This is a genomic window from Pelotomaculum propionicicum (assembly GCF_048984525.1).
Taxonomy (GTDB): domain Bacteria; phylum Bacillota; class Desulfotomaculia; order Desulfotomaculales; family Pelotomaculaceae; genus Syntrophopropionicum; species Syntrophopropionicum propionicicum_A.
Genome location: NZ_JBMGJC010000006.1, coordinates 101,880 through 127,798 on the forward strand (window position 1 = coordinate 101,880; position 25,919 = coordinate 127,798).

The 25,919-nt window shown below is 50.1% G+C and carries 21 protein-coding genes and 7 riboswitches; of the genes, 5 read left to right on the plus strand and 16 right to left on the minus strand.

Annotation, left to right across the window (positions count from 1 at the left end):
* From ACOBQJ_RS08225 to modA, 6 genes are all read right to left on the minus strand, one after another.
* Complete coding sequence (locus tag ACOBQJ_RS08225; RefSeq protein ID WP_421071266.1) at positions 1-486, minus strand: cytochrome c biogenesis protein ResB; 486 nt, start codon at positions 484-486, stop codon at positions 1-3.
* 234 nt (positions 487-720) lie between these two features.
* Entirely contained in the window at positions 721-1,599 is an 879-nt protein-coding gene (locus ACOBQJ_RS08230; protein ID WP_421071267.1) for a substrate-binding domain-containing protein, read from the minus strand.
* A gap of 27 nt (positions 1,600-1,626) precedes the next feature.
* Positions 1,627-2,511, minus strand: a complete 885-nt coding sequence (locus tag ACOBQJ_RS08235; protein ID WP_421071268.1) for a substrate-binding domain-containing protein — start codon at positions 2,509-2,511, stop codon at positions 1,627-1,629.
* Positions 2,512-2,619: 108 nt separating this feature from the next.
* A riboswitch (molybdenum cofactor riboswitch) is annotated at positions 2,620-2,740 on the minus strand.
* A 181-nt stretch (positions 2,741-2,921) separates the two neighbouring features.
* Positions 2,922-3,578 (minus strand): ATP-binding cassette domain-containing protein, encoded by a 657-nt coding sequence (locus tag ACOBQJ_RS08240; protein WP_421071269.1) that lies wholly within the window; start codon positions 3,576-3,578, stop codon positions 2,922-2,924.
* A gap of 17 nt (positions 3,579-3,595) precedes the next feature.
* Entirely contained in the window at positions 3,596-4,267 is a 672-nt protein-coding gene (modB, locus tag ACOBQJ_RS08245) for a molybdate ABC transporter permease subunit (protein ID WP_421071270.1), read from the minus strand.
* A gap of 16 nt (positions 4,268-4,283) precedes the next feature.
* Positions 4,284-5,057, minus strand: a complete 774-nt coding sequence (modA, locus tag ACOBQJ_RS08250; protein ID WP_421071271.1) for a molybdate ABC transporter substrate-binding protein — start codon at positions 5,055-5,057, stop codon at positions 4,284-4,286.
* 589 nt (positions 5,058-5,646) lie between these two features.
* On the opposite strand from modA, the gene ACOBQJ_RS08255 reads away from it, so the two are divergent.
* Entirely contained in the window at positions 5,647-6,612 is a 966-nt protein-coding gene (locus ACOBQJ_RS08255) for a substrate-binding domain-containing protein (protein ID WP_421071272.1), read from the plus strand.
* Positions 6,613-6,736: 124 nt separating this feature from the next.
* Here the strand turns inward: ACOBQJ_RS08255 and ACOBQJ_RS08260 are convergent, their stop codons facing one another.
* From ACOBQJ_RS08260 to ACOBQJ_RS08305, 10 genes are all read right to left on the minus strand, one after another.
* Positions 6,737-7,183: a hypothetical protein gene (locus ACOBQJ_RS08260; RefSeq protein WP_421071273.1), complete on the minus strand. Its 447-nt coding sequence runs from the start codon at positions 7,181-7,183 to the stop codon at positions 6,737-6,739.
* Between the two features lie 2 nt (positions 7,184-7,185).
* Entirely contained in the window at positions 7,186-8,412 is a 1,227-nt protein-coding gene (locus ACOBQJ_RS08265; RefSeq protein WP_421071274.1) for a molybdopterin molybdotransferase MoeA, read from the minus strand.
* 28 nt (positions 8,413-8,440) lie between these two features.
* Positions 8,441-9,463 carry a molybdopterin-binding protein gene (locus tag ACOBQJ_RS08270; protein WP_421071275.1) on the minus strand — a complete coding sequence of 341 codons (1,023 nt, stop codon included), beginning with the start codon at positions 9,461-9,463 and terminating at the stop codon, positions 8,441-8,443.
* Positions 9,464-9,656: 193 nt separating this feature from the next.
* Positions 9,657-12,335: a formate dehydrogenase subunit alpha gene (gene fdhF / locus ACOBQJ_RS08275; RefSeq protein ID WP_421071276.1), complete on the minus strand. Its 2,679-nt coding sequence runs from the start codon at positions 12,333-12,335 to the stop codon at positions 9,657-9,659.
* Positions 12,336-12,389: 54 nt separating this feature from the next.
* A complete protein-coding gene (gene fdhD, locus ACOBQJ_RS08280) occupies positions 12,390-13,178 on the minus strand; it encodes a formate dehydrogenase accessory sulfurtransferase FdhD (RefSeq protein WP_421071277.1) in 789 nt (262 codons plus the stop codon).
* A gap of 32 nt (positions 13,179-13,210) precedes the next feature.
* Positions 13,211-15,064, minus strand: a complete 1,854-nt coding sequence (gene nuoF, locus ACOBQJ_RS08285) for an NADH-quinone oxidoreductase subunit NuoF (RefSeq protein ID WP_421071278.1) — start codon at positions 15,062-15,064, stop codon at positions 13,211-13,213.
* Positions 15,065-15,081: 17 nt separating this feature from the next.
* Positions 15,082-15,570: an NADH-quinone oxidoreductase subunit NuoE gene (gene nuoE, locus ACOBQJ_RS08290; protein WP_421071279.1), complete on the minus strand. Its 489-nt coding sequence runs from the start codon at positions 15,568-15,570 to the stop codon at positions 15,082-15,084.
* A 203-nt stretch (positions 15,571-15,773) separates the two neighbouring features.
* Positions 15,774-15,941 (minus strand): YezD family protein, encoded by a 168-nt coding sequence (locus tag ACOBQJ_RS08295; protein WP_421071280.1) that lies wholly within the window; start codon positions 15,939-15,941, stop codon positions 15,774-15,776.
* 36 nt (positions 15,942-15,977) lie between these two features.
* The gene (locus ACOBQJ_RS08300; RefSeq protein WP_421071281.1) at positions 15,978-16,433 is read right to left on the minus strand and encodes a hypothetical protein; all 456 of its coding nucleotides are present in this window, start codon (positions 16,431-16,433) and stop codon (positions 15,978-15,980) included.
* A gap of 37 nt (positions 16,434-16,470) precedes the next feature.
* A complete protein-coding gene (locus ACOBQJ_RS08305) occupies positions 16,471-17,373 on the minus strand; it encodes a formate/nitrite transporter family protein (protein ID WP_421071282.1) in 903 nt (300 codons plus the stop codon).
* Positions 17,374-17,848: 475 nt separating this feature from the next.
* A riboswitch (molybdenum cofactor riboswitch) is annotated at positions 17,849-17,968 on the minus strand.
* A 74-nt stretch (positions 17,969-18,042) separates the two neighbouring features.
* Positions 18,043-18,134, minus strand: a riboswitch (cyclic di-GMP riboswitch).
* 82 nt (positions 18,135-18,216) lie between these two features.
* Positions 18,217-18,335, minus strand: a riboswitch (molybdenum cofactor riboswitch).
* Between the two features lie 361 nt (positions 18,336-18,696).
* Positions 18,697-18,814, plus strand: a riboswitch (molybdenum cofactor riboswitch).
* A 155-nt stretch (positions 18,815-18,969) separates the two neighbouring features.
* Positions 18,970-19,087, plus strand: a riboswitch (molybdenum cofactor riboswitch).
* Positions 19,088-19,240: 153 nt separating this feature from the next.
* A riboswitch (molybdenum cofactor riboswitch) is annotated at positions 19,241-19,357 on the plus strand.
* Between the two features lie 171 nt (positions 19,358-19,528).
* On the opposite strand from ACOBQJ_RS08305, the gene ACOBQJ_RS08310 reads away from it, so the two are divergent.
* The 4 genes from ACOBQJ_RS08310 (at position 19,529) to fdnG (ending at position 25,681) form a co-directional block, all read left to right on the plus strand.
* Positions 19,529-20,320: a formate dehydrogenase accessory protein FdhE gene (locus ACOBQJ_RS08310; RefSeq protein ID WP_421071283.1), complete on the plus strand. Its 792-nt coding sequence runs from the start codon at positions 19,529-19,531 to the stop codon at positions 20,318-20,320.
* 89 nt (positions 20,321-20,409) lie between these two features.
* On the plus strand, positions 20,410-21,240 hold the full coding sequence (locus tag ACOBQJ_RS08315; protein ID WP_421071284.1) for a 4Fe-4S dicluster domain-containing protein: 831 nt from the start codon (positions 20,410-20,412) through the stop codon (positions 21,238-21,240).
* 29 nt (positions 21,241-21,269) lie between these two features.
* Positions 21,270-22,442 (plus strand): NrfD/PsrC family molybdoenzyme membrane anchor subunit, encoded by a 1,173-nt coding sequence (gene nrfD, locus ACOBQJ_RS08320; protein WP_421071285.1) that lies wholly within the window; start codon positions 21,270-21,272, stop codon positions 22,440-22,442.
* Positions 22,443-22,594: 152 nt separating this feature from the next.
* Positions 22,595-25,681, plus strand: coding sequence for a formate dehydrogenase-N subunit alpha (gene fdnG, locus ACOBQJ_RS08325; RefSeq protein ID WP_421071286.1), 3,087 nt, complete (start codon positions 22,595-22,597; stop codon positions 25,679-25,681).
* Positions 25,682-25,919 lie beyond the last annotated feature (238 nt).

Below are 25,919 nucleotides of genomic sequence, written 5' to 3' on the forward strand. Positions count from 1 at the left end.
TCAATTTCTCCTGAACAGCATCAGAACAATCCCACCACTTAAAAGAGCAAAGCCGGTCCAGACAAAAGGAAGGCCGGGTTCTGTTTTAACTGTCAAGCCCGTTACATTGCCTTCCGGTGTCGCTTCAAATTTTGACTGGTAGATCTTAATCCCTTTATAATTAGCCGGATGATTGACGGATATGTTTTTAACTTCGATCTCTTTTTCTTCATCCAACAAGACGATTGTCGTGTAGTATTGTTTAACTGCACCCGACGGGTAGAATTCAGCCCTGGCATCTTCCACTCTGATAACAACTGGGAAACCAAGGCTGTTTAAATCAGCAACCTGGTGTTCTTTCAACATAATACCGGCGCTGTGGCCCTGCCCGCCCAAAAAACCCGCGGCAATAGTGACAATTACTCCGATATGGAAAAAGAAGACGCCCAGTTTCCATGTGGTGATGCCGCTGATCAGGCTCATGAAGCGGTTTGCCGTGCAGAACAATAAATCAAAGCATAGTAATGATAACAGAGATATCCTTATAAAAAAACGCAACGGCTCTGGAATGTATTCCATAAAAATAAAATAAAGACAACAAAGAGCTATTATAAGTATGCCAAACGACATAGATGACAGCAGTTTTGCAAGATCCCGCATAAATAATACCAACCTGCTAAATTAATATGAGGTTGAAAGAGAGCCGGGTTAGTGAAACTCGGCTCTCCTATCCTCTATTGCCTATTTTCCCAAATCAGCTTCTTTTTTGCCTGCATCCGGGGTGAAAAGCGGCTGCCCGTACTTGTCCTTGCCAAACTCACCGATAGCCTTCTGGGTGTCGGGGCTGACTATGAAGTCAACAAAAGCCTTTGCTCCGTCCTTGTTGACCTTGGTGAATTTCTCCGGGTTTACCTGCATAACGTGATAAATGTTCAGCAGGTTTTTGTCGCCTTCACTCAAAATTTCCAGCTTAAAGTTGGCCTTTTGGGCCAGGTAAGTAGCCCTGTCAGCCAGGGTATAAGCCTGCTTTTCATTGGCGATGTTGAGGGTCGCGCCCATGCCGGTGCCGCTTACCAGGTACCAGGATCCTTCAGGTGTTATCGAGGCTGCTTTCCAAATGGAAAGTTCCTTGGTGTGAGTACCGGAGTTATCGCCGCGGGAGACAAAGGTGGCTTTTTTATCAGCTATTTTCTTGAAAGAGTCTACCGAAGCGCTGCCCTTGATCGCGGCCGGGTCGTTAGCCGGGCCGACAACGATAAAGTCGTTATGCATGACCAGCTGGTAGTTAATACCCACGCCCTCATCAACCAGGGCTTTCTCAGCAGCCGGGGAGTGGACCAGGAGCACGTCTGCCTCACCTTTTTTGCCCATTTCCATGGCCGCGCCGCTGCCTACAGATATGATCTTAAGGTTGTAACCGGTTTTTTGCTCAAACATTGGCTTCAGCACATCCAGCAGGCCGCTGTCCTGGGTGCTGGTGGTGGTTGCCAGGATCAGGTCTTTTACCGCCGGCTCCGGCGTTGACTGTTTCGCGGGCTGCGAGCCGCATCCAGCCAGGATCCCCACAGCAAAAATCAGCATTAAAACAATAATGGGTAACGCGTATCTTTTGGCCCTCATTCATATTCCTCCTTATTTATGTTCATATTACTTTGAAAGGGCTTTTCCTTCGGCCGAATTGGGATAAAACAGGGGCTCGCCATACTTATCCTTGCCAAAGTCCCTGATTATAGTCTGTCCCTCAGCGGATGTGCAAAATTCAACAAACTGCATCGCCAGTTTATTCTTCACATTGGGGAACCTCTCCGGGTTGACCGGAATAAAGCTGATATAGTTGAGCAGGGATTCTTCCTTTTCCACAAGCACTTTTAACTTAATATTGTTTTTTACTGTTAAGTACGTGGCCCTGTCAATAATTGTATAGCCCTGCTGCTCGTCAGTATATTTCAGGGTTTTAACGTTTCCTTCCGAACCTTTTTCATATATCCTGTACCAGTCTCCGGACGGGCTGAGCCCGGCGGCCTTCCAAAGGTCCTTTTCGGCCACGTGGGTCCCGGAATTATCACCCCGGCTGATAAACAAGGACTGGGTGTCCATGATCTTCTTCAAGGCCTCCGCTGAGGTCTTCAGTCCTTTGATCTGCGCCGGGTCGGATTCCGGACCGATTATTACGAAATCGTTGTACATGAGGTCGATCCTCTTGGTGCCGAAGCCATCCGCTACAAACTTTTCCTCCAGGGCCTTGGCATGAACCATGACCAGGTCAAAAGTGCCGCTCTCAGCCATTTTCAGGGCTGCCCCGGTGCCTGCGCCCACGTGCCTTACCCTAATCCCGGTTTTCTTTTCAAAGCTGTCCTCAAGCGCTGACACAATACCGGCGTCAATGGGGCCGATAGTGCTGGCCAGCAAGATCTGGCCGCCGGCCGCAGCCGTTTCTTTGCTTTCCTGCTTGGCGCAGCCCGCTGCCAGGATCAGTGCAAAGGTTATAACAGCGACAACCAAAAATATTAATTTGTACCTGTGTTTCAACATAACACCTCCAACTGCTAAAATACATGATGTCTTTAAATCGGCTGCTAACACCCCCTTAAAAAAACAATACCGGGCATGCTGCGAAAAACACAGCCGGCCCGGCATTATAAGCCAGATTCCAACTCTCCTTTTCGCAATGGAAGGCGTGCCAGTTTCCCAACGCACCCTGCCGGCCATAAACCATAGCATTAAAAGCTTTAGGTCGTACGGCTCGAAGAGTAAAAAACCAATAATTTACTTTTTATGACAATCCATCAACTATTAAAGATATAAATTCTTTAATCATCTCCTTTTCCCTGCAAAATAAAACAAAATTTTTAATGTTTTAAGAGCATAAAACAAAAGAGTCCTGGACAAAACCAAGACTCACTATTTAATGCGATATCCGCACCAGCTCATGGACCGGGGTGTCACACCCGGACAAGCCGTTGTGAATTTCCTTTTGCCAGCCCGTGTTCCAGGGAAACAATTACGTCCCCCAAAAACCGGGCGTCCTCCTCATCATGGGAGACTAAAACAAAGGGTATCTTCCACTGCCGGTGCATATCTTTTATTTCCCGCCTCAAGCTCTCCTTTGTGTTTTTATCCAGGGCGCTGAAAGGCTCGTCCAAAAGCAGCAGCCGGGGCCGGACTACCAGCGCCCTGGCCAGAGCGACCCGCTGCTTTTCCCCGCCGGAAAGCTGGCCGGGATAACGGTCAACCAGGTGCCCCACGCCAAAAGATTTTAACAGGTCAATAACGCCAGAACCAGACTTCATTTCTCCGGAAAGGCCGTATAAAACATTTTGTCTTACAGTCATGTGGGGGAATAGAGCGTAGTCCTGAAAAAGGTAACCCACGTTCCTGAGCCGGGTGGGGACATTGATTTTTTCGTCGGAAGAGAACAGGATCTGATCATTCAACCTGACAAGCCCGCTGTCTGGTTTCAGCAGACCGGCCAGGCAGTGCAAAATCGTAGTTTTACCGGCCCCGGAAGGACCCCACAAAACAAGTATCTGGTTGTTTACTATTACGTTAAGGCCTAGGTCAAAATGCCATAATTTCTTTGTGATCCTGATTTCCAGCATATATTACCGTCCGCTTGTTAGTTTTGGTGATTCTTTGCCCAGCGGTTTACCCAGAAAATAACCAGGAAGCTGAATACAGTGATAATCGCCACCAGCACCCTGGCCGCTTCATATTTCCCTGACTCCACCGCGAAATAAATGGCCAACGGTATGGTCTGGGTCTGTCCCGGGATATTTCCCGCCACCATTAAAGTGGCGCCGAACTCACCCAGGGCACGGGCGAAGGTCAGCACCAGTCCCGCTAGAATACCGGGCCAGGCCAGGGGCAGGGTAACCGTAAAAAAGATCCTTACTTCGCTTGCGCCCAGGGTCCTGGCAGCTTTTTCATAGTTGGTGTCCACACTCTTAAAAGCCGCCTTGGCGCTCTGGTACATCAAGGGAAAGGCCACGACTATGGAAGCCAGGACAGCAGCCCACCACGTAAAAACCAAAGTAACTCCCATACCAGCCAAAGCCTTGCCCAACAGGCCGTTTTTGCCGATGAGCATCAGCAAAACGTAGCCTACGACTGAGGGCGGCAAGACCAAAGGCAGTGTTATTGCTGCTTCAAGAGCATCTTTGCCAAAAAAATCACTGCGGGCCAGAAGCCGTGACAGCGGTATCCCTATGCATGTAACGACAACTGTTGCGATTATCGCCACCCGGAGTGAAAGGAGTACCGGGTGCCAATCTGTCATCTGCATTAACATTGTTTAATCCAACCTGCTATCTAATTACTTTGAATCCATACTTCTCGAATATCTTCACAGCATCGTCACTCTGCAGAAATCTGGCAAACTCTTCAGCTTGTTTCTGGTATTTAGTGCTCTTAACCACTGCCATCGGATAAAGAATTGGTTTATTTGAACCATCGGGAGCCGATGAAACTATTTTAACCGAGGCGCTTGTGGCGGCGTCGGTACGGTAGACCAGTCCCGCATCCACATTGCCGGTTTCAACATAAGTGAGTACCTGGCGCACGTCCTTGGCCAGGATTATTTTAGGCTGAAGTTGGTCCCACAGTTTTAGGCTTGTCAATGTTTCCTTGGCGTATTGTCCTGCCGGCACTGATTCTGGTGTACCAATGCTGATTTTCTTAACATTTTCGCCGGTCAGGCTCTCAAATCCTGCCAGACTGCTGTCTTTGCCGGCTACCAGCACTAACTCGTTGCCCAGCAGGTCCTTGCGTGATTCCTCAATTATCAGTCCTTTTTGGGACAATGCATCCATCTGCGACTGGCCGGCGGATATAAACAAATCTGCCGGAGCTCCTTCTTCAATTTGCTTCTGCAGTGTTCCTGAGGACGCTAGGTTCATTGTTATTGTTGTACCAGTATTCTTTGATTCATAGAGAGCCTTTAACTCTCCCGCCGCATCCTGCAGGCTGGCCGCCGCTGAGATAGTTAAGTTTACAGGTTCTTCGCTTTTTTTTCCGCCACAGCCGATAACAGACACCGCAATAAATAATACAAGAGCCAAAAATGTAAATAGCTTTTTCAATTTCGTTTCCTCCCCTAAGTTAGTATTTGCATGTTATACCGAAATATCACCAGCCCTTCTCTTTGTTTATAGTCGCCAAAAAACGAAAAGACGTGCAGCCTTTATATTAATTAACACTACAATGCATAACAGGTCATAAGTAAGTTAATAGTGCCGGTTCTTTAGCAAATTCTCCACATGGTAAAGCAGTAATTTCTTGGCTGGCATTACATTACGTTATATAACATAACATAATGTAATTAATAAAATAATAAGGTAAGCTGGAATAGTTGTCAATATGGCTTGCGGAAATTACTTATTATCATTTTAGTTATCACTTATTATTATCTTATATTTATTGTTGTCTTTTTCTCGCATACCGTCACCTCCCGGTCCTAAATCCCTGTATTTATTTGACTGTGGCTGTAATGCTCAGGTCTATGCAGCCATGGCGCCAGAAAGAGGCGGCCAAAACCTGAGTGAGGATATTGCTTATAGAAAGTTTAAGGGAATGTAATAGTGCATAACATAATAAAACACCATAAAAATGATTATCAAACAAATAAAAATAAGATATAATAATCACCAGAATATGCGGGGAGGTGTAAATATGAAAGAAGGCCCTTCTTTAACTCCCGAAGAAGTAGCCTCTATACTGAAGATAGCAAAAAATACAGTTTACGAATTAATTAAACGGGGAGAGCTTACGGCTTACCGGGTAGGCCGCAAGATCCGGGTCGACCTGCAGGACGTTGAGGCATACAAGAAAAAAGGCAAGAAACTGGAATTGCAGCCAACCATATCAGCCGCAACTGAAAACCCGCGCCAACAAATAGATACTATGCTTGAAAGAGACGAGTCAGTCCCTTCCCAGAGACTTGTGATTTGCGGGCAGGACGTTTTATTGGACATCCTGGCCCGCCATCTGGAACGCCACCCCAACGGCGCCCGTGCCTTCCGGCACCATGTGGGGAGTTTTTCAGGCCTGCTGGCTCTTTACCAGGGTAAGGCACACCTGGCCAGCGCCCACCTCTGGGACGGCGATAAAGATATATACAACCTTACTTATGTCCGTTACATACTTTGCGGTATCCCTGCCGTGATCATCCACCTGGCCTGCCGGATGCAGGGTTTTTACACTGCCAGGGGCAACCCCAAGAAAATTATGACATGGGAGGACCTGACGCGCCCCGACGTGGTGTTCATAAACAGGGAGAAAGGCTGCGGCACAAGGGTCCTTCTGGATGAACAGATCCGGCGGCTGGAGATGGACAGGAGTCAAATCCGTGGTTATGAGAGGGAAGAGAATTCCCACCTGGCGGTGGCAAGCGCTGTGTCAAGGGGTGAAGCTGATGTGGCGCTGGGCAATGAGAAAGCCTCGCTGCAGGTGCGGGGGATAGATTTTGTCCCGCTGCAAAAGGAGCGTTATGAACTGGTTATATTGAAAGAGGACATGGAACTGCCGCCGTTTCAGGCGTTAATCGAAATCCTACAGTCGCGGGAATTCAAAAATGAGCTGCAGGGCCTGGGGGATTATGATTTAACAGAGCTTGGCAGTATCGTTGCTTATGTGTGATAAAAATGGACATTTCCCATAGCTCTTAAGCATGGGAAATATCCATAGTACAGCCTTGCAGGTGTGCAGGAAATTAAGTATTGAAACAACCTATATTTTCGAAGATCATTCAAAAACTCATAAATTATAATAAAGCCGTTAAATAATCAAACGCGCTTTTTTTTCTGCCTATTTCACGGGCATTCTTTAAAAACCTTTTTAAATCACATGACAAATCATTAAACTGCTTCCAGTATAAAAGCTTTATTTCTTTAAACAACTCCTCTTCCGCCAGTACAGTAAATTCATACGGCGCCCCGAGGATTTCAAACGCTTCCTCTTTGCTTTCTATCTTTAAGCTGCGGCTGCTTTGATGCATCAGGTAAAACGCGTGAAACAACATTAGTTCATTCTGGTCGGCAGGTCCTTTTGACCTCCAGAGGAATAAACCAATTGCCTCTTCTTCGGCAGCGCCCTTTTCAAGGGCTCTTTCGGCCAGGCTGTTTATGGCTGTTTGTCTCTGCTTCTCGCAAAACAAAGGCAGCTCCGGGCATTCTTCAATGATTTCCATACGATAATTGACTTTTTTCATTTTTATTTAATCCTGTTTCTGTAAGAGTCAAGTACGATCACCGACACCTCGGCGCCTTCCTCCAGCGGGGGGTGGCCCGCGGGAAGGTCGATCAAAGCGTTGCCGTTGTTTAGAAGGCCGCGCAGCATACTGGATTTCTGGCCCGGCAATATAGAAACCCTTAAACCTTTATGATTGATTTCCAGGTCAGCCTGTATGAAGCGGCGCGGGCCCCCTCTCTTGGGAAAAGCGCCGGCGCACACGGCGGTAACACGCTCCGGGTCAAAACTGTGGCCCTGCAGAAAGCGTAAAACGGGAGCTGCCAGCAGGTGGTATCCTGCCGCGCAGGCCGCCGGATTGCCGGAAAGCGAAATGATCAGCTTATCGTCAGTGACAGCCGCCCCGCTGTGGCTGCCAGGTTTTATCCGCACTCCCCAGAAAAGGACCTTCGCGCCGGTTTGTCTGACAGCGCCAAGAGCCTGGTCGCACTCCCCAGCGGCGGTCCCGCCGGTAGTCAGTACAATATCAGCCTGGCGGAGGAGCTTTTCCATCACATTCTTAATTTTCGCAAGGTCCCCGTCACCAACCAGATCGACACCTGTAACCTGCGCTCCGTCACGCATGGCAAGAGCAGCGAGAAGAGGGCCGTTGCTGTCCCTGACCTGGCCCGGCAAAGGCTTTGCCTGGCAGGGGACGATACCCTGGCCAAGCCCTAAAACAGCCACCCTGGGGTGCCTGAAAACTTTGACTTCACTCACCCCAAACGCCGCCATCACGCCAAGCGTTCCCGGGCTTATGGATGAGCCCCGCCGTGCCAGAAGCTCGCCGGCCTTGAAATCCTCTCCCCGCGGCCGGATATTTTCCCCGGGCACCAGGTCTCCCGCAAATATAAGGCGATCTCCCTCCAGCCGGGTTGTCTCAAACGGGATTACTGATACAGTTCCAACCGGCACCGGACCGCCGGTAACAACACCGGCGGCTTCTCCGTGGTTCAGCACGGAACCAGGCATTTCTCCCGGTCTTAATATTTCTTTTATTTTATAATTATGGTTCTTTTCTCCACTATCCACGGACACCGCGAAGCCGTCCACCGCTGATTTGTCGCAGGGAGGCAGGTCATGCGCGGCATATACGTCACGGTAAATATAACGGCCCGCCACGCTCAGCAAAGGTACTGACTCAGCGGGCAAAGGAGTGATCCGGCTATAAATAAGCTCCTGCGCTTCTTCCAGCTTTACGTTCTCCAACAACCGTCACTCACCTCCGCCGTTACAGATCTTAAGATTTACCGAAGGAACACGCCGGGAAACGGCATTCGGCACACTCGTCACAGAGCCCGCCATGCCCCAGCGCCACTATTTCCGGACGGCTGACGCGCTCTCCCGCGAAAATGCGCGGCAGGACCAGGTCAAAGATTGTCACGCTGTTAAACATAACACAGCCCGGCAGCCCGCAAACCGGAACATGTCCAAGGTAAGCCAGCATAAACATGGAACCCGGCAGCACCGGCGCTCCGTATGATACGACCTCCGCTCCGGTGGCCCTAATGCCTACCGGGGTCACGTCATCCGGGTCAACGGACATACCTCCGGTGACCAGCACCAACTCCGCTCCCTCGGCGACAAACTGGTGAATTTCCTTGGAAATCATAAATGGATCGTCCGGTACGATTACCTGTCCAAGTACCTTGGCGCCATAAGGGGCTGTCTTTTGCTTAATAACACTGCAAAAACCATCCTGGACGCGGCCGGAATAGACTTCGCTGCCCGTTGTCACCACGCCCACCCATAGCGGCTGAAACGGTTTTACGGTAAGTATCGGCCCGGCCTGGCTGCATATTGACTCAGCCTCCTCCAGGATCTCGCGGCGGATAGCCAGCGGGATCACCCTGGTGCCGGCGACAATCTGCCCTTTTTGCACTACGCGGTTGTTATGTGAAGTCGCCATGGCGATATCTACCAGGCTGTTGACCATGTTCAGCTGGTCAACATCGACTTTCAGAAGGCCGTCATATACAGGCCGGAGATTGACCCTTCCCTGGTTGGGCTGGTCCCACTTCAGGCCTGGCCCGGCGGCATGCCGGGCCAGGCTCAAAGCAGCTTCGTCTTCATGGATCAGGCTGTCTTCAGATTCCCATACATAAATGTGTTCTTTGCCCAAATCCAGGAGAACCGGTATATCTCCGGGAGTGATGACCTGCCCCCTGCGGAAAGCGCGGCCTTTTTCACGACCGGGTATTATCCTCGTAATGTCGTGGCAGAGGACCATACCTGCCGCCTCGGTTACAGGCACCTTGCGCATTTATAAACCTCCTAGGAGGACCGCCCCAAAAGTCCATCTGCCGCGTTACGGCTGCGGCTTCAATGCTCGACGTACAAGGAGTACGCCTCCGCCTGAAGCCTTGCCGCGCCTTGCATCTGGAGCTTTTTGAACGGCCTCGGGTGTAGACTATTAGGACATGTTATAGATTTATTAATGTGTTTTTAACACTGTCCTAGGCTTTTTCGATTCTGACGGCGCATACCTTGTACTCACCGGTCTTGGTAATCGGATCCAGCCCTTCGCTGGTTATGGCGTTGGTCGGGCTCGCCGCGTAGTGGAACGACATCCAGAGCATGCCGGGCGGAACCCTGTCGGTAACTTTAATCCTGGCGGTTATAGAGCCGCGCCGGGAAGTAACTTTAATCTTATCGCCTGTTTCCACCCCGAGTTTTGCCGCGTCAGCGGGGTTAAACTCGGAATACTCCTCGGACCACATGCTTTGAATGCCTTTGGAGTAAGGAGTGGTAACATTGTAGTGCTGCAGGATCCTGCCTGTATTGAGCAGGAACGGGTATTCCTCGTCCGGTATTTCCTGCGGAGGAATGTGGTCGATACCCTGGAAGAGCCCCTTGCCGCGTGTGAACGACGCCGAGTGCAGGCAAGCTGTGCCCGGGTGGTCGCAGCTCTGGCAAGGCCACTGGATGCCCTTTTCTTCCAGCCTTTCATAGGTGATACCGGCCAGGGACGGCGAGAGGGAAGCCATTTCATTCCAGATCTCTTCGGGGTCACTGTATTCCATCGGGTATCCCATCGCGGCACTCATGGCCATTATGGTCTGCCAGTTACCCTGGCCGGGTACCGGCTCGATCGCCTTGCGTACTCTCTGCACGCGGCGCTCGGTGCTGGTAAAGGTGCCGTTCGTTTCCGCGAAGCTGGCGGCCGGCAGGATTACATCCGCGTATTCGGCAGTTTCAGTCAGGAAGAGCTCCTGCACCACCAGGAATTCCAGCTTGTCCAGGCCCTTGCGGATATGGTTGCTGTTCGGGTCGGTAAGCACCGGGTTTTCGCCGAGAATATACATGGCCTTGACTTGTCCGTTATTAGCCGCGTCAAACATTTGCGGAATCATCAGGCCTACTTTATCCGGCAGGGATACGCCCCAGGCCTGTTCAAACTTCTTGCGGGCTTCTGCGTTAATGACAGGCTGGTAGCCGGAGAAGACATTGGGCAGCGCGCCCATGTCGCAGGCCCCCTGCACGTTGTTCTGGCCGCGGATCGGGTTCACGCCCGTACCGGGCCGTCCCAGGTGGCCGGTCAGCATGGCCAGGTTGGCGCAGCTCATAACGTTTTGCGTGCCGCAGATGTGTTCAGTAATGCCCAGGGTATAAAACAGCATGGACCTGTCTGTGGTGGCATACAGGCGCGCCACAGCGTAAAGGTCGTCTTCAGATATACCTGTCAGCTTGGAAACATAATCAGGGGTATAGTTCTTGACGGTGGACTCCAGCGCCTCAAAATTCTCGCAGCGCGTCTCCACAAATTTCTTGTCGTAAAGTCCTTCCTTGATGATGATGTGCATCAAACCGTTCAGGAAGGGAATGTCAGTGCCGGACTTAATGCGCAGCCAGTAGTCTGCTTCCTCCGCCAGGTCAATGCGCCGCGGGTCGACTACGATCAGCTTGGCGCCGTTTCGCTTGGCCTGCCGCATTTTATAACCGATAACAGGGTGTGCCTCAGTGGTGTTGGTGCCGATGAGCATCATCAGCTGGGCATCAGTTGTAATTTCATTGATGGAGTTGGTCATCGCGCCGCTTCCGAATGATTGGGCCAAACCGGCCACAGTAGGCGCGTGTCAGGTACGGGCACAGTGGTCAACGTTGTTAGTGCCCATCACCGCCCTGCTAAATTTTTGCACCAGGTAGTTTTCCTCGTTGGTACACCTGGCGGAACTCAAGGCCGCGAATGAGTCGGGGCCGTGCTTTTTCTTAATTTCCTGCAGGCTGGCGGCAATCAGGCGCAAGGCCTCATCCCACGACGCTTCCACGAACTTGCCGTCTTTTTTAATTAACGGGGTAGTGAGACGGTTTTCGTTATTCACGAAATCCCAGCCGAACCTTCCCTTGATGCACAGGGCGCGGCCGTTCACCGGGGCGCTGGGGTTGGAAGCCACACCAAGAAGTTTGCCGTCTTTTACGCACAGGTCAAAATTGCAGCCGGTGCCGCAGAAGGGGCAGGTAGTTTTGACTTTTGTAAGCTCCCAGCGGCGCCCTTTACCCTGCATTTGCCTCTCGGTCAAAGCGCCGGTCGGGCAAACCGACACGCACTGGCCGCAGTAAACGCAGTTGGATTCCACCAGTTCTTCGTCATAAAAAGGTACCGGTTTGCTGTTAAAGCCCCTGTAGGCAAAATCCAGGGTGTCCTGGCCGGTGATCTCACCACAGGCCCTGACGCACTTACCGCATAAGATACACTTGTTCATATCGCGGACGATAAAGGGATTGCTCGTCTCGACCGGGTAATTGTGCTTTTCACCCTTAAACGTGCTCTCCTTCACCCCGTATTCATAACACAGTTCAGCCAGCGTGCACTCTCCCGACTTCTCGCAGGTCAGGCAGTCCAGCGGGTGATTGGCGATTAATAAATCAAGGATCATCCGCCTGGCTTCCATAACCGCCGGCGAATGTGTCTGGACTTCCATTCCGGGCGCTGCAGCAGCGGCGCAGGATGCCACCAATGCGCGCGCTCCTTTAACTTCAACCACACATATGCGGCAGGCGCCGACGGAACTCAGTCCCTCCAGAAAGCAAAGCCGCGGTATTTTTATTCCCATTTGTTCTGCGGCTTTAAGAATCGTTGTCCCGGCGGGGACTTCAATTTCTTTGCCGTTAATGGTCAATTTGACCATTTCCATAGAATTTCACTCCTTCCTGTATTCAAGTCAACTAACCTATCCAACGCTACATGTTTACATTGCTATCCTTTCCTCGTGGCTGTACACGCTCAGGCGCTCTCCCCTGGCGAAGCCCACCAGGGTTAAATTATACTGGTCTGCCAGATCCACTGCCAGAAAAGTCGGCGCTGAACGGGAAACCACCAGGGGCAGCCCCGTACGGGCAGCTTTAATCAGGATTTCCGAAGAAACCCGCCCGCTCAGCAGCAAGCACTTGTCGTTGGTGTTAATACGCTTCAGAAACGCATAACCCATAACTTTATCCACCGCGTTATGCCGGCCGATATCCTCATGCATTACCAGCAAGCCATTTTTATCAGCCAGGGCAGCGCTGTGCACGCCCCCGGTCAGCCTGAACGAGGCTGAACTTTCTTCCAGCAGGCCAATGAGGCGCAGGATGTCAGGGGCGGTGAATTGATATGTTGACTGAACGGGTTCCAGCTGCCGGGCATCGTTTACAAAATAAAGCAGCGCGCGCCCCTTTCCGCAGCAGCTGGCAATCTGCCGGCGCAAGAAATTTTCCGCTTCCGGCACCGGGCGGTTGGTCTCCACCCAGAGAAGCCCGTCTTCTTCATTAAAAGTTATTTCCCTGATATCAGATGGATCGCGCACCAGCCCCTCGCTCAACAAAAAGCCTGCGGCAAGTTCATTATGACCGCCTGGTGAACAGATCAGGGTAGCAAGCTCATTATCGTTTAAATACACTGTCAAAGGTATTTCATTGACAATGAACGCGCTGTCAGACTGCCTTTTACCCCGGTTATAAGTAACAATACCGTGCTCTTTGTAAATCCCATGGGCCATCCCTGGTCGCTGCTCCTTTCAGATACCGTCTGTTACGCCTTGACGATGGCGTCGAATTTGCATTTTTGGATACAACCGCCGCACTTGATGCAGAGTTCAGTATCAATCTTATGCGGTTCTTTCTTCTCGCCGGAAATCGCTCCCGCCGGGCAGGCCCTGAGGCAGGCGCCGCAGCCGGTGCACTTGTCGGCAAGGATCGTGTATTGCAGAAGCGCCGCGCAGACACCCGCCGGGCAGCGGTGGTCTTTAATGTGCGCAATGTACTCGTCCTTGAAGTAGCGCAGGGTGGTCGCAATCGGGTTCGGGCAGGTCTGTCCCAAACCGCACAGGGCGCTGCTCTTGATGACACGGCACAGGCGCTCTAAGGTGTCGATGTCTTCCATCTCGCCTTTGCCGTCGCAGATCTTCTGCAGTATTTCAAGCATCCGCTTGGTGCCTTCACGGCACGGTGTACACTTGCCGCAGGACTCAAGCTGGGTGAAGTTTAAGAAGAACTTGGCCACGTCGACCATACAGGTGGTCTCGTCCATAACGACCAGGCCGCCGGAACCCATGATCGCGCCGAGCGCTCCCAGTGAGTCATAGTCGATCGGGGTGTCCAGGTGCGCCGTCGGGATGCAGCCGCCGGACGGGCCGCCGCTCTGTACGGCTTTGAATGGCCTGTTGTCCTGGATGCCGCCGCCGATGGAGAAGATGATCTCCCGCAGGGTGATGCCCATCGGCACTTCCATCAGGCCGGTGTTGTTCACTTTGCCGGTCAGGCAGAAAACTTTGCTGCCTTTGCTCTTCTCGGTGCCCATGGCCGCGTACCAGTCGCCGCCGTTGCGGATGATGAACGGCACGTTGGCATAGGTCTCAACGTTGTTCAGTACGGTGGGCTTGCCAAACAGTCCCTTGTGGGCCGGGAACGGAGGCCGTACCCTGGGCATGCCGCGCAGTCCTTCAATCGAGTTCAACAACGCTGTTTCTTCGCCGCAGACGAACGCGCCCGCGCCGGCTTTAATTTTAATCCGGAAGTTGAAACCGGAGTCTAAAATGTTGTCTCCTAAAAGGCCGTGCTCTTCAGCCTGGGCAATCGCCATGTTCAACCGTTTGATTGCCAGCGGATATTCCGCCCGGCAGTAAATGTACCCTTCGTCGGCTCCGATGGCGTAGCCGCCGATCATCATGCCTTCAAGCACTGAGTGCGGGTCGCCCTCTAATACCGACCTGTCCATAAACGCGCCCGGGTCGCCTTCGTCGGCGTTGCAGACCGCGTATTTCTTGTCGCCCTGCGCGCCATAAACAAACGACCACTTGGTGCCGGTGGGGAAGCCGCCGCCGCCACGCCCTCTAAGGCCTGACTTCTTGACTTCTTCTATTACCCCCAGACGGTCCATGCCGAGGGCTTTCTCAATGCCTTCGTATCCGCCGGTGGCGATGTAGTCAACTATGCTCTCGGGGTTTGTCCGGCCAAGCCTTGAGGTTACTGAACGCACCTGCTTCTCGTAGTATGAAGATTTGTCCATTATATCGATACCCTCGTACGGAGTGGCGCTGCCGGGAATCTGGAATGCCGCCCACTCGTATACCGGGGTCTTGTTTACTATATGGCTTTCTAAAAGCTTTTCCACTTTGTCGGCAAATATGTCGCCATACAAGACGCTGGGCGCACCGGCCAGGGCTATCTCCACCATCGGCTCGCGGTAGCACATGCCGATACAGCTCGAAAAGTCGATGTCCACGTCCAGTCCGCGTGCCGCTACTTGCTCTTTTATGGCTTGCATTACTTTGTCGCCGCCAGCCGCGATCCCGCAGGTGCCGAGTCCGACGACTATACGGGGCCTGGCGATTTTCTCCTGGTACTGCTGCTGGTATTTCGCACGTATTTCATTAAGGTTTTTCATGTTCTTTTACACCTCCCCTACTCGTAAGTTTCGAATATGCCGGCTACTTGTTTCGGCTGCAGACGGCCGTGCGTGTCGTCGTTGATCATCATGCACGGCGACAGGCCGCAGGCGCCGATGCAGGCGACTGTCTCAAGGGTAAACTTAAGGTCCTCGGTGGTTCCGCCCTGCCCTACTCCCAGGGCTTCCTGGGCAGCTTCGAATATCTTGGAGCCGCCACGTACGTGACAGGCTGTGCCAAGACAGACACGGATGATATTCCGGCCGCGGGGCTTCAGGTGAAACTGTGCGTAAAAGGTGCATACCCCAAATACTTTGCTGTAAGGCATGCGAAGTTCTTTGGCGATCTGCTGAAGTACGTCTTTGGGCAGGTAGCCGTAAATGTTCTGGGCTTCCTGCAGTACCGGGATTAATCCTCCTTTGTAATCACGGTACTGGTCAAAAAGCTTTTGCATTGCAGCTTCCTTGGTTTGGTCAGCTTGTTCGCCACATGTACAGGATGCCAATTGCTATTCCCCCTCTCTATTTTTCCAATGATAAGCATAAAGAAAAACTGCCTGTCGCACCCCCTCTTTATTAATGTTTCTGATGCTGTGTAATACATTGAACTAAAAAATAAAGCCGACAGGATAGCGATGTTAATCCGCTAATCTGCCGGCACCACCTTTTTGCGTAGCCGGTTTCTCATATAATTTAATCCTGCCGGGAATTATTCGATCCTTTCCCTTTCATACCGATCGACGAAAACAACCTTCCCGCCCTGTACCTTTATTACAACTTCACCATACTTTAGTCCTTCTAAAGCCTTGGTAATCTTATCAAGCACCTGGTCAGGATCTTTTTTAGTTTGATTGTTGCGAACTATATCGCCAGCCATATCCTTACCTCTGCTTAAAAGCTAAACTTTTAATGCCTATATTTTAGCCATCTTGATTCCCCAGATGTTCTGCTTCTTGGTCGGTCCCACCCGCAGGGAACCAGCGGCCTCTACCTTGTCTCCAGGGTTGATATCCTCACGGGGCGCCCAAAACATGAATACGCCAATCTCACCGGTGCCGTCGCTGATCCGGAAATTGGGCCTGTTCAGCCACTTCATAGACGCTGACTTGATGGTGCCGCGTATGCGCACGGGCTCCCCCGCCCTTATCGATGGCAGGTCCTTGATCTTGAAGTACTTGTAGTCACCGAGGTCAACCTGGTCCGTGTGCCGCCTGTTCATAAAGCTTAAAGCCAGGGGCACGCCTAAAAGTACCAGGAGCATCGGCAGGGTCTTTAGTAAAAATTGTGTGTCCCGCCCCAGCGCGTATGTGAATGCTACGAAAAATACGCCTAATCCTAAACAGATGTATGCAGGTATGGACATCCGCACCGCGAGGATACCTCCTTAGAGTTTTGCAGTTTTAATGTTATTTTCTGTGCTCCTCGGGAAACTCGTTCCGGTAGCAGAAGTAATATACCACGCCGATAAAGATCATGCCGCCGATGATGTTGCCTATGGTCACCGGGATCAGGTTCCAGATCCAGATGTCTCCCCAGGTCAGACCGGCGTTCTTGGTCAGCGCCGCGTTCCAGGGCTTGCCGTCCACTACCTTGGTTACCAGGGCCGGGAAGCTCTGGGTTACAAACATACCTGCGGGCAGGAAGTACATGTTAGCCACGCAGTGCTCAAATCCGGTCGATACGAAAGCCATGATCGGGAACCAGATGCCGAAGAACTTGCCGATGAAGTCTTTGGATGTGATCGCCAGAAGGATAGCTACGTTAACCAGGAAGTTACAACCGATGCCGTTTGCCAGCGCCGCCCACCAGCCTACAGCGCCTACTGCCTTGTACGGCAGTGTCTTAGCCACCGCTATGCCTACCGCGTTCAACGCAAAGGCGTTCGGGTCGGGACCTGCAAAGTTGCCCTGTGAAAATGGTCCGATCAGCATCAGGTAAGCCCATGCTATGGAACCTATAAAGTTGCCAATGTATACAAAAGTCCAGTTCCTGAATACGCTGCCCCAGCCGGTCTTGCCCATCATTGCCGCCAGGGGCCCTAACATCGCGTCACCGGTGAACAGTTCCATACCTGTCAGCACGGTCGCAATCAGGCCTACCGGGAACACGGCGCCTGTGAAAAACTTGCCCAGGCCGGCGCCGAGGAATTTAGCTACTTCTGTGCCGCAGACTGTCGCCAGCGCTGCGCCTACCGCAATGTATACTCCAGACATGAAACCACGCAGTAAAAGTTGTCCAATCGGCAAACCCATTTTGTATTTGCCGGCGTTTCCGGCTAAACACACTGTCATTACTGGAGGATTAGCCATATTTTTTAAACCCCCTCTAACTTGTACATAATTAATATTGCTCTAAAATATTTTTTAAAACCTGGTATTAGCCCATCAAACCACCTGGGAAAAGTCTGGAATTTATCACCTCCCCACAAATACCCCCCAAAATATTTCAGGCCCTCAGTACCACCTCCTAACCAGGACAGGAAATCAACCAATATTTAGCCATCTATCAAGACTAAAATATTTTTTATTTTCACTTATGCAGAACAATACGCTGCAAGCAGCTCTGTTATTTTAGTCCTGCTGGTACGGCGCCCGTGTTGACTCTAAACGGTAAATCTCTAATATCCGGGGCATTTGTGCGGCAAATGCATCAGGATGTGTGAAGAAACATAACCCATACTGCGTGAAGAATTTAGATAGCCAAAACAGAACACCGTAATAGCAGGCACAATGAAATCAAATTAAAAACGGGCATCTTTTGCGAAAAACAAAGAGCCCGTTAGAAAAAACCAGCGCCAACTCTCCTTTTCGCAATGGAAGGCGCTGCGGTTTCCCGCGGCACCCTGACGTCCGTGCAACCATACATTTAAGTTTAGGTTTACATGGCTCGGAGAAGATATATTTTTTTATCCATCACCAATAACAAAATGAAAAGGGCAGCAAGTCGCAACGACTTTGCCCACCCCAGCAAGTCAAACTCCTTGCGGCCTGGCAATCATATCCGTGGTTAGCCGGCTTTAGACCCATGGCTTTGCGTCACCGGCTTTCGCACAGTTTTGCCTAACACGATGTCCCAATATTAAGCTTTATAAATAGTAACGTTCCAAAAAAACAAATCCGGGCAGGCTGTGAAATAAAGCCGGCCCGGTATTATTAACCGGATCCAACTCCCCTTTTCACAATGGAAGGCGATCCAGTTTCCCGGCACACCCTATGGCCAGACACCATGGCTTTACAGCTTTAGGTATACTGGCTCGGAAAGTATTATGACAAAATTTATTATATTTTGTAATCCTATTAATATCTCATTTCTCTTAATGCCAAAGAACTCCTGCAATGATTTAATTTAATTATTTTATATATACCATAAGTTTAATTTTCTTAATAACCATCTAACTAATGAACTAAAGACTAACATATTGCATGTTATATTTATTTATGTTTATTCACATTACCAATCTATGAGTTTTTTTTGAAATAAAATTTATAAATGTTATGTTATATAATGTTTTGTACTGACAGCCTTCAAAAGTTGAAATACTTGATTCTATAAAAAATATATTTAAAAATTATAAAATATTTTTTCCTAGCAGGAATTTTACCTCTTCAGTGGAATTAAGCAATCCATATATGTTTGTCATATTTCTCCGATCCGTTGAGCCTAAAGCTGTCAGCCATGGTTAACGGGCATTGGGTGTTCCGGGAAACTGGTGCGCCTTCCATTGCGAAAAGGAGAGTTGAGTCCGCATGTACTGCCGGCCAGCTTTGCTTTGCGCAATGTCTGCCCGGCTTTTTGTTTTGCAATATTAAAGCCGAATGTTGAATGCAGGGCTGGACCTTGCCGCGTTGCCGAGTACCGAGCGGTACAGTCAAAAGCTGTGTCCTGCTACTGAAGAGATGAAAACCTTAAATATTTATCTCCGATCCGTTGAGCCTAAAGCTGTCAGCCATGGTTAACGGGCATTGGGTGTCCCGGGAAACTGGTGCGCCTTCCATTGCGAAAAGGAGAGTTGGGTCCGCGTATACTGCCGGCCAGCTTTGCTTTGCGCAATGTCTGTCCGGCTTTTGTTTTGCGAAATTAAAGCCGGATGGTGATGCAGGGCTGGACGTTGCCGCTTCCGGATACCAGAGCGGTACAGTAAAAAAGCTCTGTCCTGCTACTGAAGAGATGGAAACCTTAAATATTTATCTCCGATCCGTTAAGCCTAAAGCTGCAGCCATGGTTAACGGGCATTGGGTGTCCCGGGAAACTGGTGCGCCTTCCATTGCGAAAAGGAGAGTTGGGTCCGCGTATACTGCCGGCCAGCTTTGCTTTGCGCAATGTCTGCCCGGCGTTTTTAATTATGTTTTTGGTCTATATAATTAAACGATTCAAAAGCCAGGCAGCATTTATGTCCTGAAAGGAGAGGAGGTACGCCTGGGAATATAGATACGTTTTAAATCTCATAGAAAGTGAGCGTTTAGGATGACAAACAATACTGTTCAGCAAATGCTTATTGATTTCAACAAGGAGTTTACAAAGATTGTTCTTCCGGGTGATGCAGTTACTGTTGTCAGGCCGCAGGCTGGGTTATTTAAGTCGTTAAGGGAAAATGATGTGCCTATAATAAAGGTCTGCCCACCGCAGGCAAATGCTGATATGTTTTTTGATGTTTTAAAAGACGTTGCAGGCATCGTTGTAAAGCATAGACCGGATTTGGAGGGTGATATCAACAAAATTTTAAGCGCTTTACCGGCTGCCGCTGAGGCAAGAGAACTTTTTGTTATGCAGGCCTTCACACCTGGTACAAACCTGCTGGAATCTTTCCATGAGGAATTATCCCCTGAATGCTTAGGCTTTATCTTAAACCATGTGGTCAAACCGTTTATGAAGCAGTACGCGCGTAAGGTCTCTGCTTTTTTTGACCCTGAACAATGGCTAAAAGGCATCTGCCCGGTTTGCGGCGGCAAACCCACCCTGGCACTGCATGAAAAGGAAGGAGGGAAAAGATATCTGTACTGCGGTATGTGTGAGGTAAGATGGAGAATCCAACGCCTGGGCTGCCCTTACTGCTCCAGTAAAGAATCACGGTTCTTCAAAGTGGAAGGAATGGAGCAATACCGCGTTTATTATTGCGACAACTGTCACGGCTATATAAAAACTCTCAATGAGGCCATGTTATTTGACAGCAGCAATTTGAATTTATTCTGGGAAGACATCAATACTGTCCACCTGGACCTATTGGCTATTCAGGAAGGCTATGTTAATCAAACGTAATGATCCCAGAATCAAAAATTTTTATTTATAAGGTGAATTAAAGCCTAGAAATAACACCTTAAATCCAAACAGAAACCGGAGGTGTAACGATGTCAAAGAGTGTCCTGGTGGACATTACCAGGTGTATCGGCTGCCGCAGCTGCATGGTTTCGTGCAAGTCATGGAACAACCTGCCGGCCAAGCCGAGCGTGTTCTCCAACAACTGGGACAGCCCGGGGAAGTTAAGCGCCGATACATGGACCAACGTAAGCTCCTATGTGCTCGAAGAAGGCGACCAGCTCAAGTGGAGCTTCGTGAAAAGACAATGCATGCACTGCAATGAGCCAGCCTGTGAATCAGCTTGCTTTACCCACTCATTTGTCAAGACAAAAGAGGGGGCAGTTATTTACAAGCCTACCGATTTGAATAAGGATTACTGCGTCGGCTGCCGCTACTGCATGATTGCCTGCCCGTTTGGCGTACCCGGCTTCCAGTGGGATAAGGCTTTTCCGTACGTGCAAAAGTGCCGTTTTTGTTACGACCGCATGAAGGAAGAGGGGCTTGAGCCGGCTTGTGTAACGGCATGCCTCACAGGAGCTTTAACATACGGGGAAAGGGATAAAATGCTCGCACTGGCACAGGACAGGATGAGCAAAGACCCCAGGTACATTAAACATGTCTACGGAGAAAAAGAATACGGCGGTACTTCCTGGCTGTATATCTCTAACGTCCCATTCGATAAAATCGGCTTCAGGACCGAAGCTTTCGGCAAACCTGTCACCCAGAGATCGATACCTTCCCTGACCTGGGACGTGCTCAAATGGACTCCCTACCTGTTCTTCGGCTGGGGCGCCATCCTGACTATAATGCGCGCCTATACCAAGCGCCGCGCCGAACATCATGACGAGTCGGAAATGTTTGAGCCCGTTGACAACAAATAATTATTTTGATAACTGGAGGTGAGATATAAATGCAATTTGGACGCTTTACTTTCAGATTGACTGGTTTTAGAAAGCTGCTGATACTGTTCGTGCTGATCGCGGTTGGAGCCGCCCTCTGGCGCTTTGCATTCGGCCTGGGATCGGTGACGAACCTGAGCGACGAGTGGCCCTGGGGGCTGTGGATCGGTTTTGACCTGCTCTGCGGCATCGCCCTGGCCGGCGGCGGCTTCAGCACGGCGCTGATCGTGCACGTGCTGCATAAGGACAAATACCTGCCGATCGCCCGCGCTGCTTTGTTAACTTCGTTAATCGGTTATATCATATCAATGGTCAGCCTTTTCCTGGATATCGGCCGTTGGTTTAACTTCTGGCGTCCCTTCTTCTTCTGGGGTTTCCACTCCGTGCTGTTTGAAGTATTCTGGTGCATTTCACTGTACACGACAGTACAGGTACTGGAGTTCGGTGAGATCTTCTTTGAAAAAATCAACTTCCCGGGGCTGCAGAAAATTATTAAAGCCATGCTGCCATTCCTGCTGATCCTGGGCATAGTACTGCCCTCGCTGCACCAGTCCTCCCTCGGCTCCCTGTACATTGTTGCCGTTGACAGGCTGTACCCGCTGTGGTGGTCACAGATCATCCCGTTCTTCTTTGTCTGGTCAGCCTTCTTCCTCGGGCCGGCCATGGTCACCGTCGAAGGGACCCTGGCAGCCAGGGCTTACGGGCGGGAACCGGAACGTCCGGTATTTGCAAGCATGACCAAGATTACTCTGGTTATGTTAATCATCTACCTTATTGTAAAGATAGCAGACCTGGTATACAGAGGCGTGCTTTCAATGGCCTTTAACGGTTCCTTTGAAAGTAACATGTTCCTGATCGAGATGATCGTGTTTATTATCCTGCCGATCATCATGTACGCCATGCCGTCTGTCCGCAACAAGCTGGGCGGTGTTCTGACCGCTTCAATCCTGGTGGTTGTAGGTGTAATATTCAACCGGATGAACGTGGTGTTTACCGGGATGGCCAAGGCCACGGGCGGCAGCTACTTCCCCAGCATCTGGGAGTGGGCTCTCACCATCGGCATGTGGAGCGGTCTGGTATTAGTATACTGCTTCGTTGTCGAGAACTTCCCGATCCTGCCCAAGGAAGAGCACGCGCACGGCAGCGGTCACTCTGTCGGAGCGGGAGCTGGCTTCCACGCATAATAACAAACGATGCATTAAATTAATTGAGTAATATTCATTCGGCAGTTTCGGTCGAGACGAAATAAAATAATAGATTCAGGAACTTTGCAGAAAAGAGCTGGAATGCCTGAAAACTACTTGTTGGTTTATCTAAGGTAAAGGAGGTTACTATTATGAAAAAAGGTATTAGCCGCCGTGATTTCATAAAGTATTTAGGATTAGGCACAGCCGGAACGGCTTTGCTTGAAGGAGCCAGCGCAACACCTGCTTTAGCTAAGGAAAATTTGCCTAGTTTTGAGTTGGGTTCTTTCAAGTTAAATAAAACCAAAGAAACTGCTTCCGGCTGTCCTTATTGTGGATGTGGCTGCAGTACTATTGTTTATTCAGATGAAAACGGTAAGGTGGTTTTTATTGAAGGGGATCCTGACAGTCCTATTAATGAAGGGACTTTATGTCCTAAAGGGACAGCTCTCCCGGATGTCTATAACATTGTAGATAAAAATCGCAAGCGTGTGCCCAACCCGGGGCGGTTAACGAAGGTCCTTTACCGTGCCCCCGGCGGCGCCAAGTGGGAAGAAAAAACCTGGGACTGGGCTATACCTGAAATCGCCAAGCGGGTAAAAAAGACCCGGGACGAACACTTTGAAGCAAAAGACGCTAATGGCGTTACGGTTAACCGCTGTTTGGCCATTTGCCAGATGGGCAGCGCTAATATTAATAACGAAGAAGACTATTTAGTTAATAAGCTTATGCGGGGATCCCTGGGTGTGGTTGATCTTGACCATTGCGCCCGTCTCTGACACGCCCCAACCGTAGCCGGTCTGGCTAATACTTTTGGTCGGGGAGTAATGACTAATAGTTTTACTGATTATAAGAATTCGGACATATTTTTAATTATCGGCGCCAACCCGGCCGAAGCTCACCCCATGGCCATGCGCCACATCGGCAAGGCCATGGCAAATGGAGCCAAAATGATTGTCGTTGACCCGAGGTTTACTAAAACAGCGGCCAAGGCAGATATTTACGTTCCCTTGCGTCCGGGGACAGATATTGCTTTTCTTTACGGTCTGATAAATTACGCCATTGAAAATGATCTTTACCAACATGAGTATGTGCATAACTATACCAACGCTTCTTACTTAATCAGTCCAGATTATAATTTTGCGGATGGTGTTTTTTCCGGTTTAGAGGAAAAAGACGGCAAACTATCCTATAACACTGCCAGCTGGGCTTACCAAAAAGACGGAGATAATATTAAAAAGGACCCCACTCTGCAGGATCCCCAGTGCGTCTGGCAAATCATGAAAAAGCATGTTTCCCGGTACGACATAAAAGCGGTCAGTAATGTCACGGGAACCCCGGCAGATACTTTACAGAAAGCTTACGCTTTGTATTGCGAGTCGGGAAAACCTGATAAAGCAGGTAATTTAATTTACGTACTGGGAATCACCCAGCACAGTTACGGAACTCAAAACACACGGGCAACCGCCATGGTGCAGCTCTTGCTGGGCAATGTGGGCATGCCCGGCGGCGGCGTTAATCCCCAACGGGGGCAATCAAATGTCCAGGGCGCCTGTGACATGGGCATGCTGTGGAACAATATTACGGGCTATCTTGGTGTCCCCGTGGCGTCAAAACATACCACGTACAAGGACTACCTGGCGGTGGAAACGCCCAAGGCGGGATACTGGTCCAACAAACCCAATTTCCTGGCCAGCCTGCTCAAGGCCTGGTACGGGGAAAAAGCCACCGCAGCAAATGACTTTTGCTATGACTGGCTGCCTAAATCAGACGGAAAAGACCACTCCCACATGGCTTCCTACGCCGCCCTGGCGGAAGGACATATTAAAGGCGTCTTTTGCTGGGCTGAAAATCCTTCCGTAGCCGGGCCGGATGCTTCCCACGAGGTCAAGGCCCTGGAAAACGCGGACTGGATGGTCTGTGTTGATGTATTTGAAAACGAAACAGCCGCTTTCTGGAAACGCCCGGGAGTAAACCCGGCGGATATAAAAACGGAGGTTTTCCTGCTGCCGGCTGCTCACAGATACGAAGCAGAAGGCACGAGAACAAACAGTTCACGCCATATTCAATGGGGCTGGAAGGCTGTTGAGCCGCCCGGAGGGGCAAAAAGCAGCCTCTGGATTGCCGACCGGATCTTTAAAGCTGTCCGCCAGGAATACCAGAGCGGCGGCAAATTCACCGATCCTGTTTTAAACATGGTTTGGAATTATGATCAGCCGGGACAGGACGAGCCGGATATAGAAAAAGTAGCGGTTGAAATTAACGGTTATAATGTGGCGGACGGCCGGGTTTTAGGTACTTTTGGCGACCTTAAAGATGATGGTTCTACTGCCTGCGGTGTATGGGTCTACGCTGGTTATTATTACGTTGACCCCAATGAGCAGAACCCGTCGTTAAAGGTGCCCGCTGCCAAAAGGCACGGCACGGAGGATAAAAGCGGGCTTGCCGTATATCCGAAATGGACCTTTGCCTGGCCTTTGAACCGGCGCATTGTTTATAACCGTTGTTCGTCTGACCCGGCCGGCCGGCCCTGGAATCCCCAAAAAGCCTATATATACTGGGACGGAACAAAGTGGATTACCAACGATGTTCCAGATTTCGGCGTTACGGACGCGGCCACAAAAGCGCCGAACCCACCGGAAAAGACAGCCAATGCTCCTTTTATTATGAATCCTGAAGGGCAGGCGCGCTTTTTCAATCCTTCCGGCTTGAAAGAAGGTCCTATGCCGGAACACTATGAACCGGTGGAAAGCCCGGTAAAAAATTTAATAAGTAAGCAGCAAAATAACCCTATGGCTATGAGATGGAAAGGCGAGTTTTCCATATTGGCCGAAACCGGCAGCAAAGATTTCCCTTACGTGGCTACTACCGTCCATTACGTTGAACATTATCAAACCGGGGTAAGGACCAGAAACTGCCCCATGCTGGTAGAATTGATGCCGGAACAATTTGCCACCATATCGCCGACTTTAGCCGGTAAGTTGGGAATCAAACCTGGAGATGAGATAATTGTAAGCAGTGCCCGGGCGGAAATAAAAATGAAAGCCAATGTTTTACCGATTGTTAAACCCTTAATTGTAAACGGCAGTCCCCTGGAAATTGTCTCCTTGCCGTGGAGCTGGGGCTTCATGGGATTATCCAAGGGAGACATTGGGAACGATTTAACACCTTTTATCGGTGATGCTAACGTCGCTGTTCCGGAATACAAAGCTTTTTTAGTTAACATCAGAAAAGCATAACTATCAGCTTAAGACTAACGGGCTTAAAAGGTGTCCTGGTCTATTTTTCCTAAATAAACCTTAGTAATTAATCATGTTTTATGTATCCTTGTAGTAACAACCTGACATTTGCAGGGAAGGGAAAAGAAAAACAGCGTAACCACTTGAAACATATTGGTTGGCGCTGTTTTTTGTTTGTCATATTTTCATTGTGGAAATCTGTTACGGTTGAACGGAAAGGAAATATTGTCTTATGCCC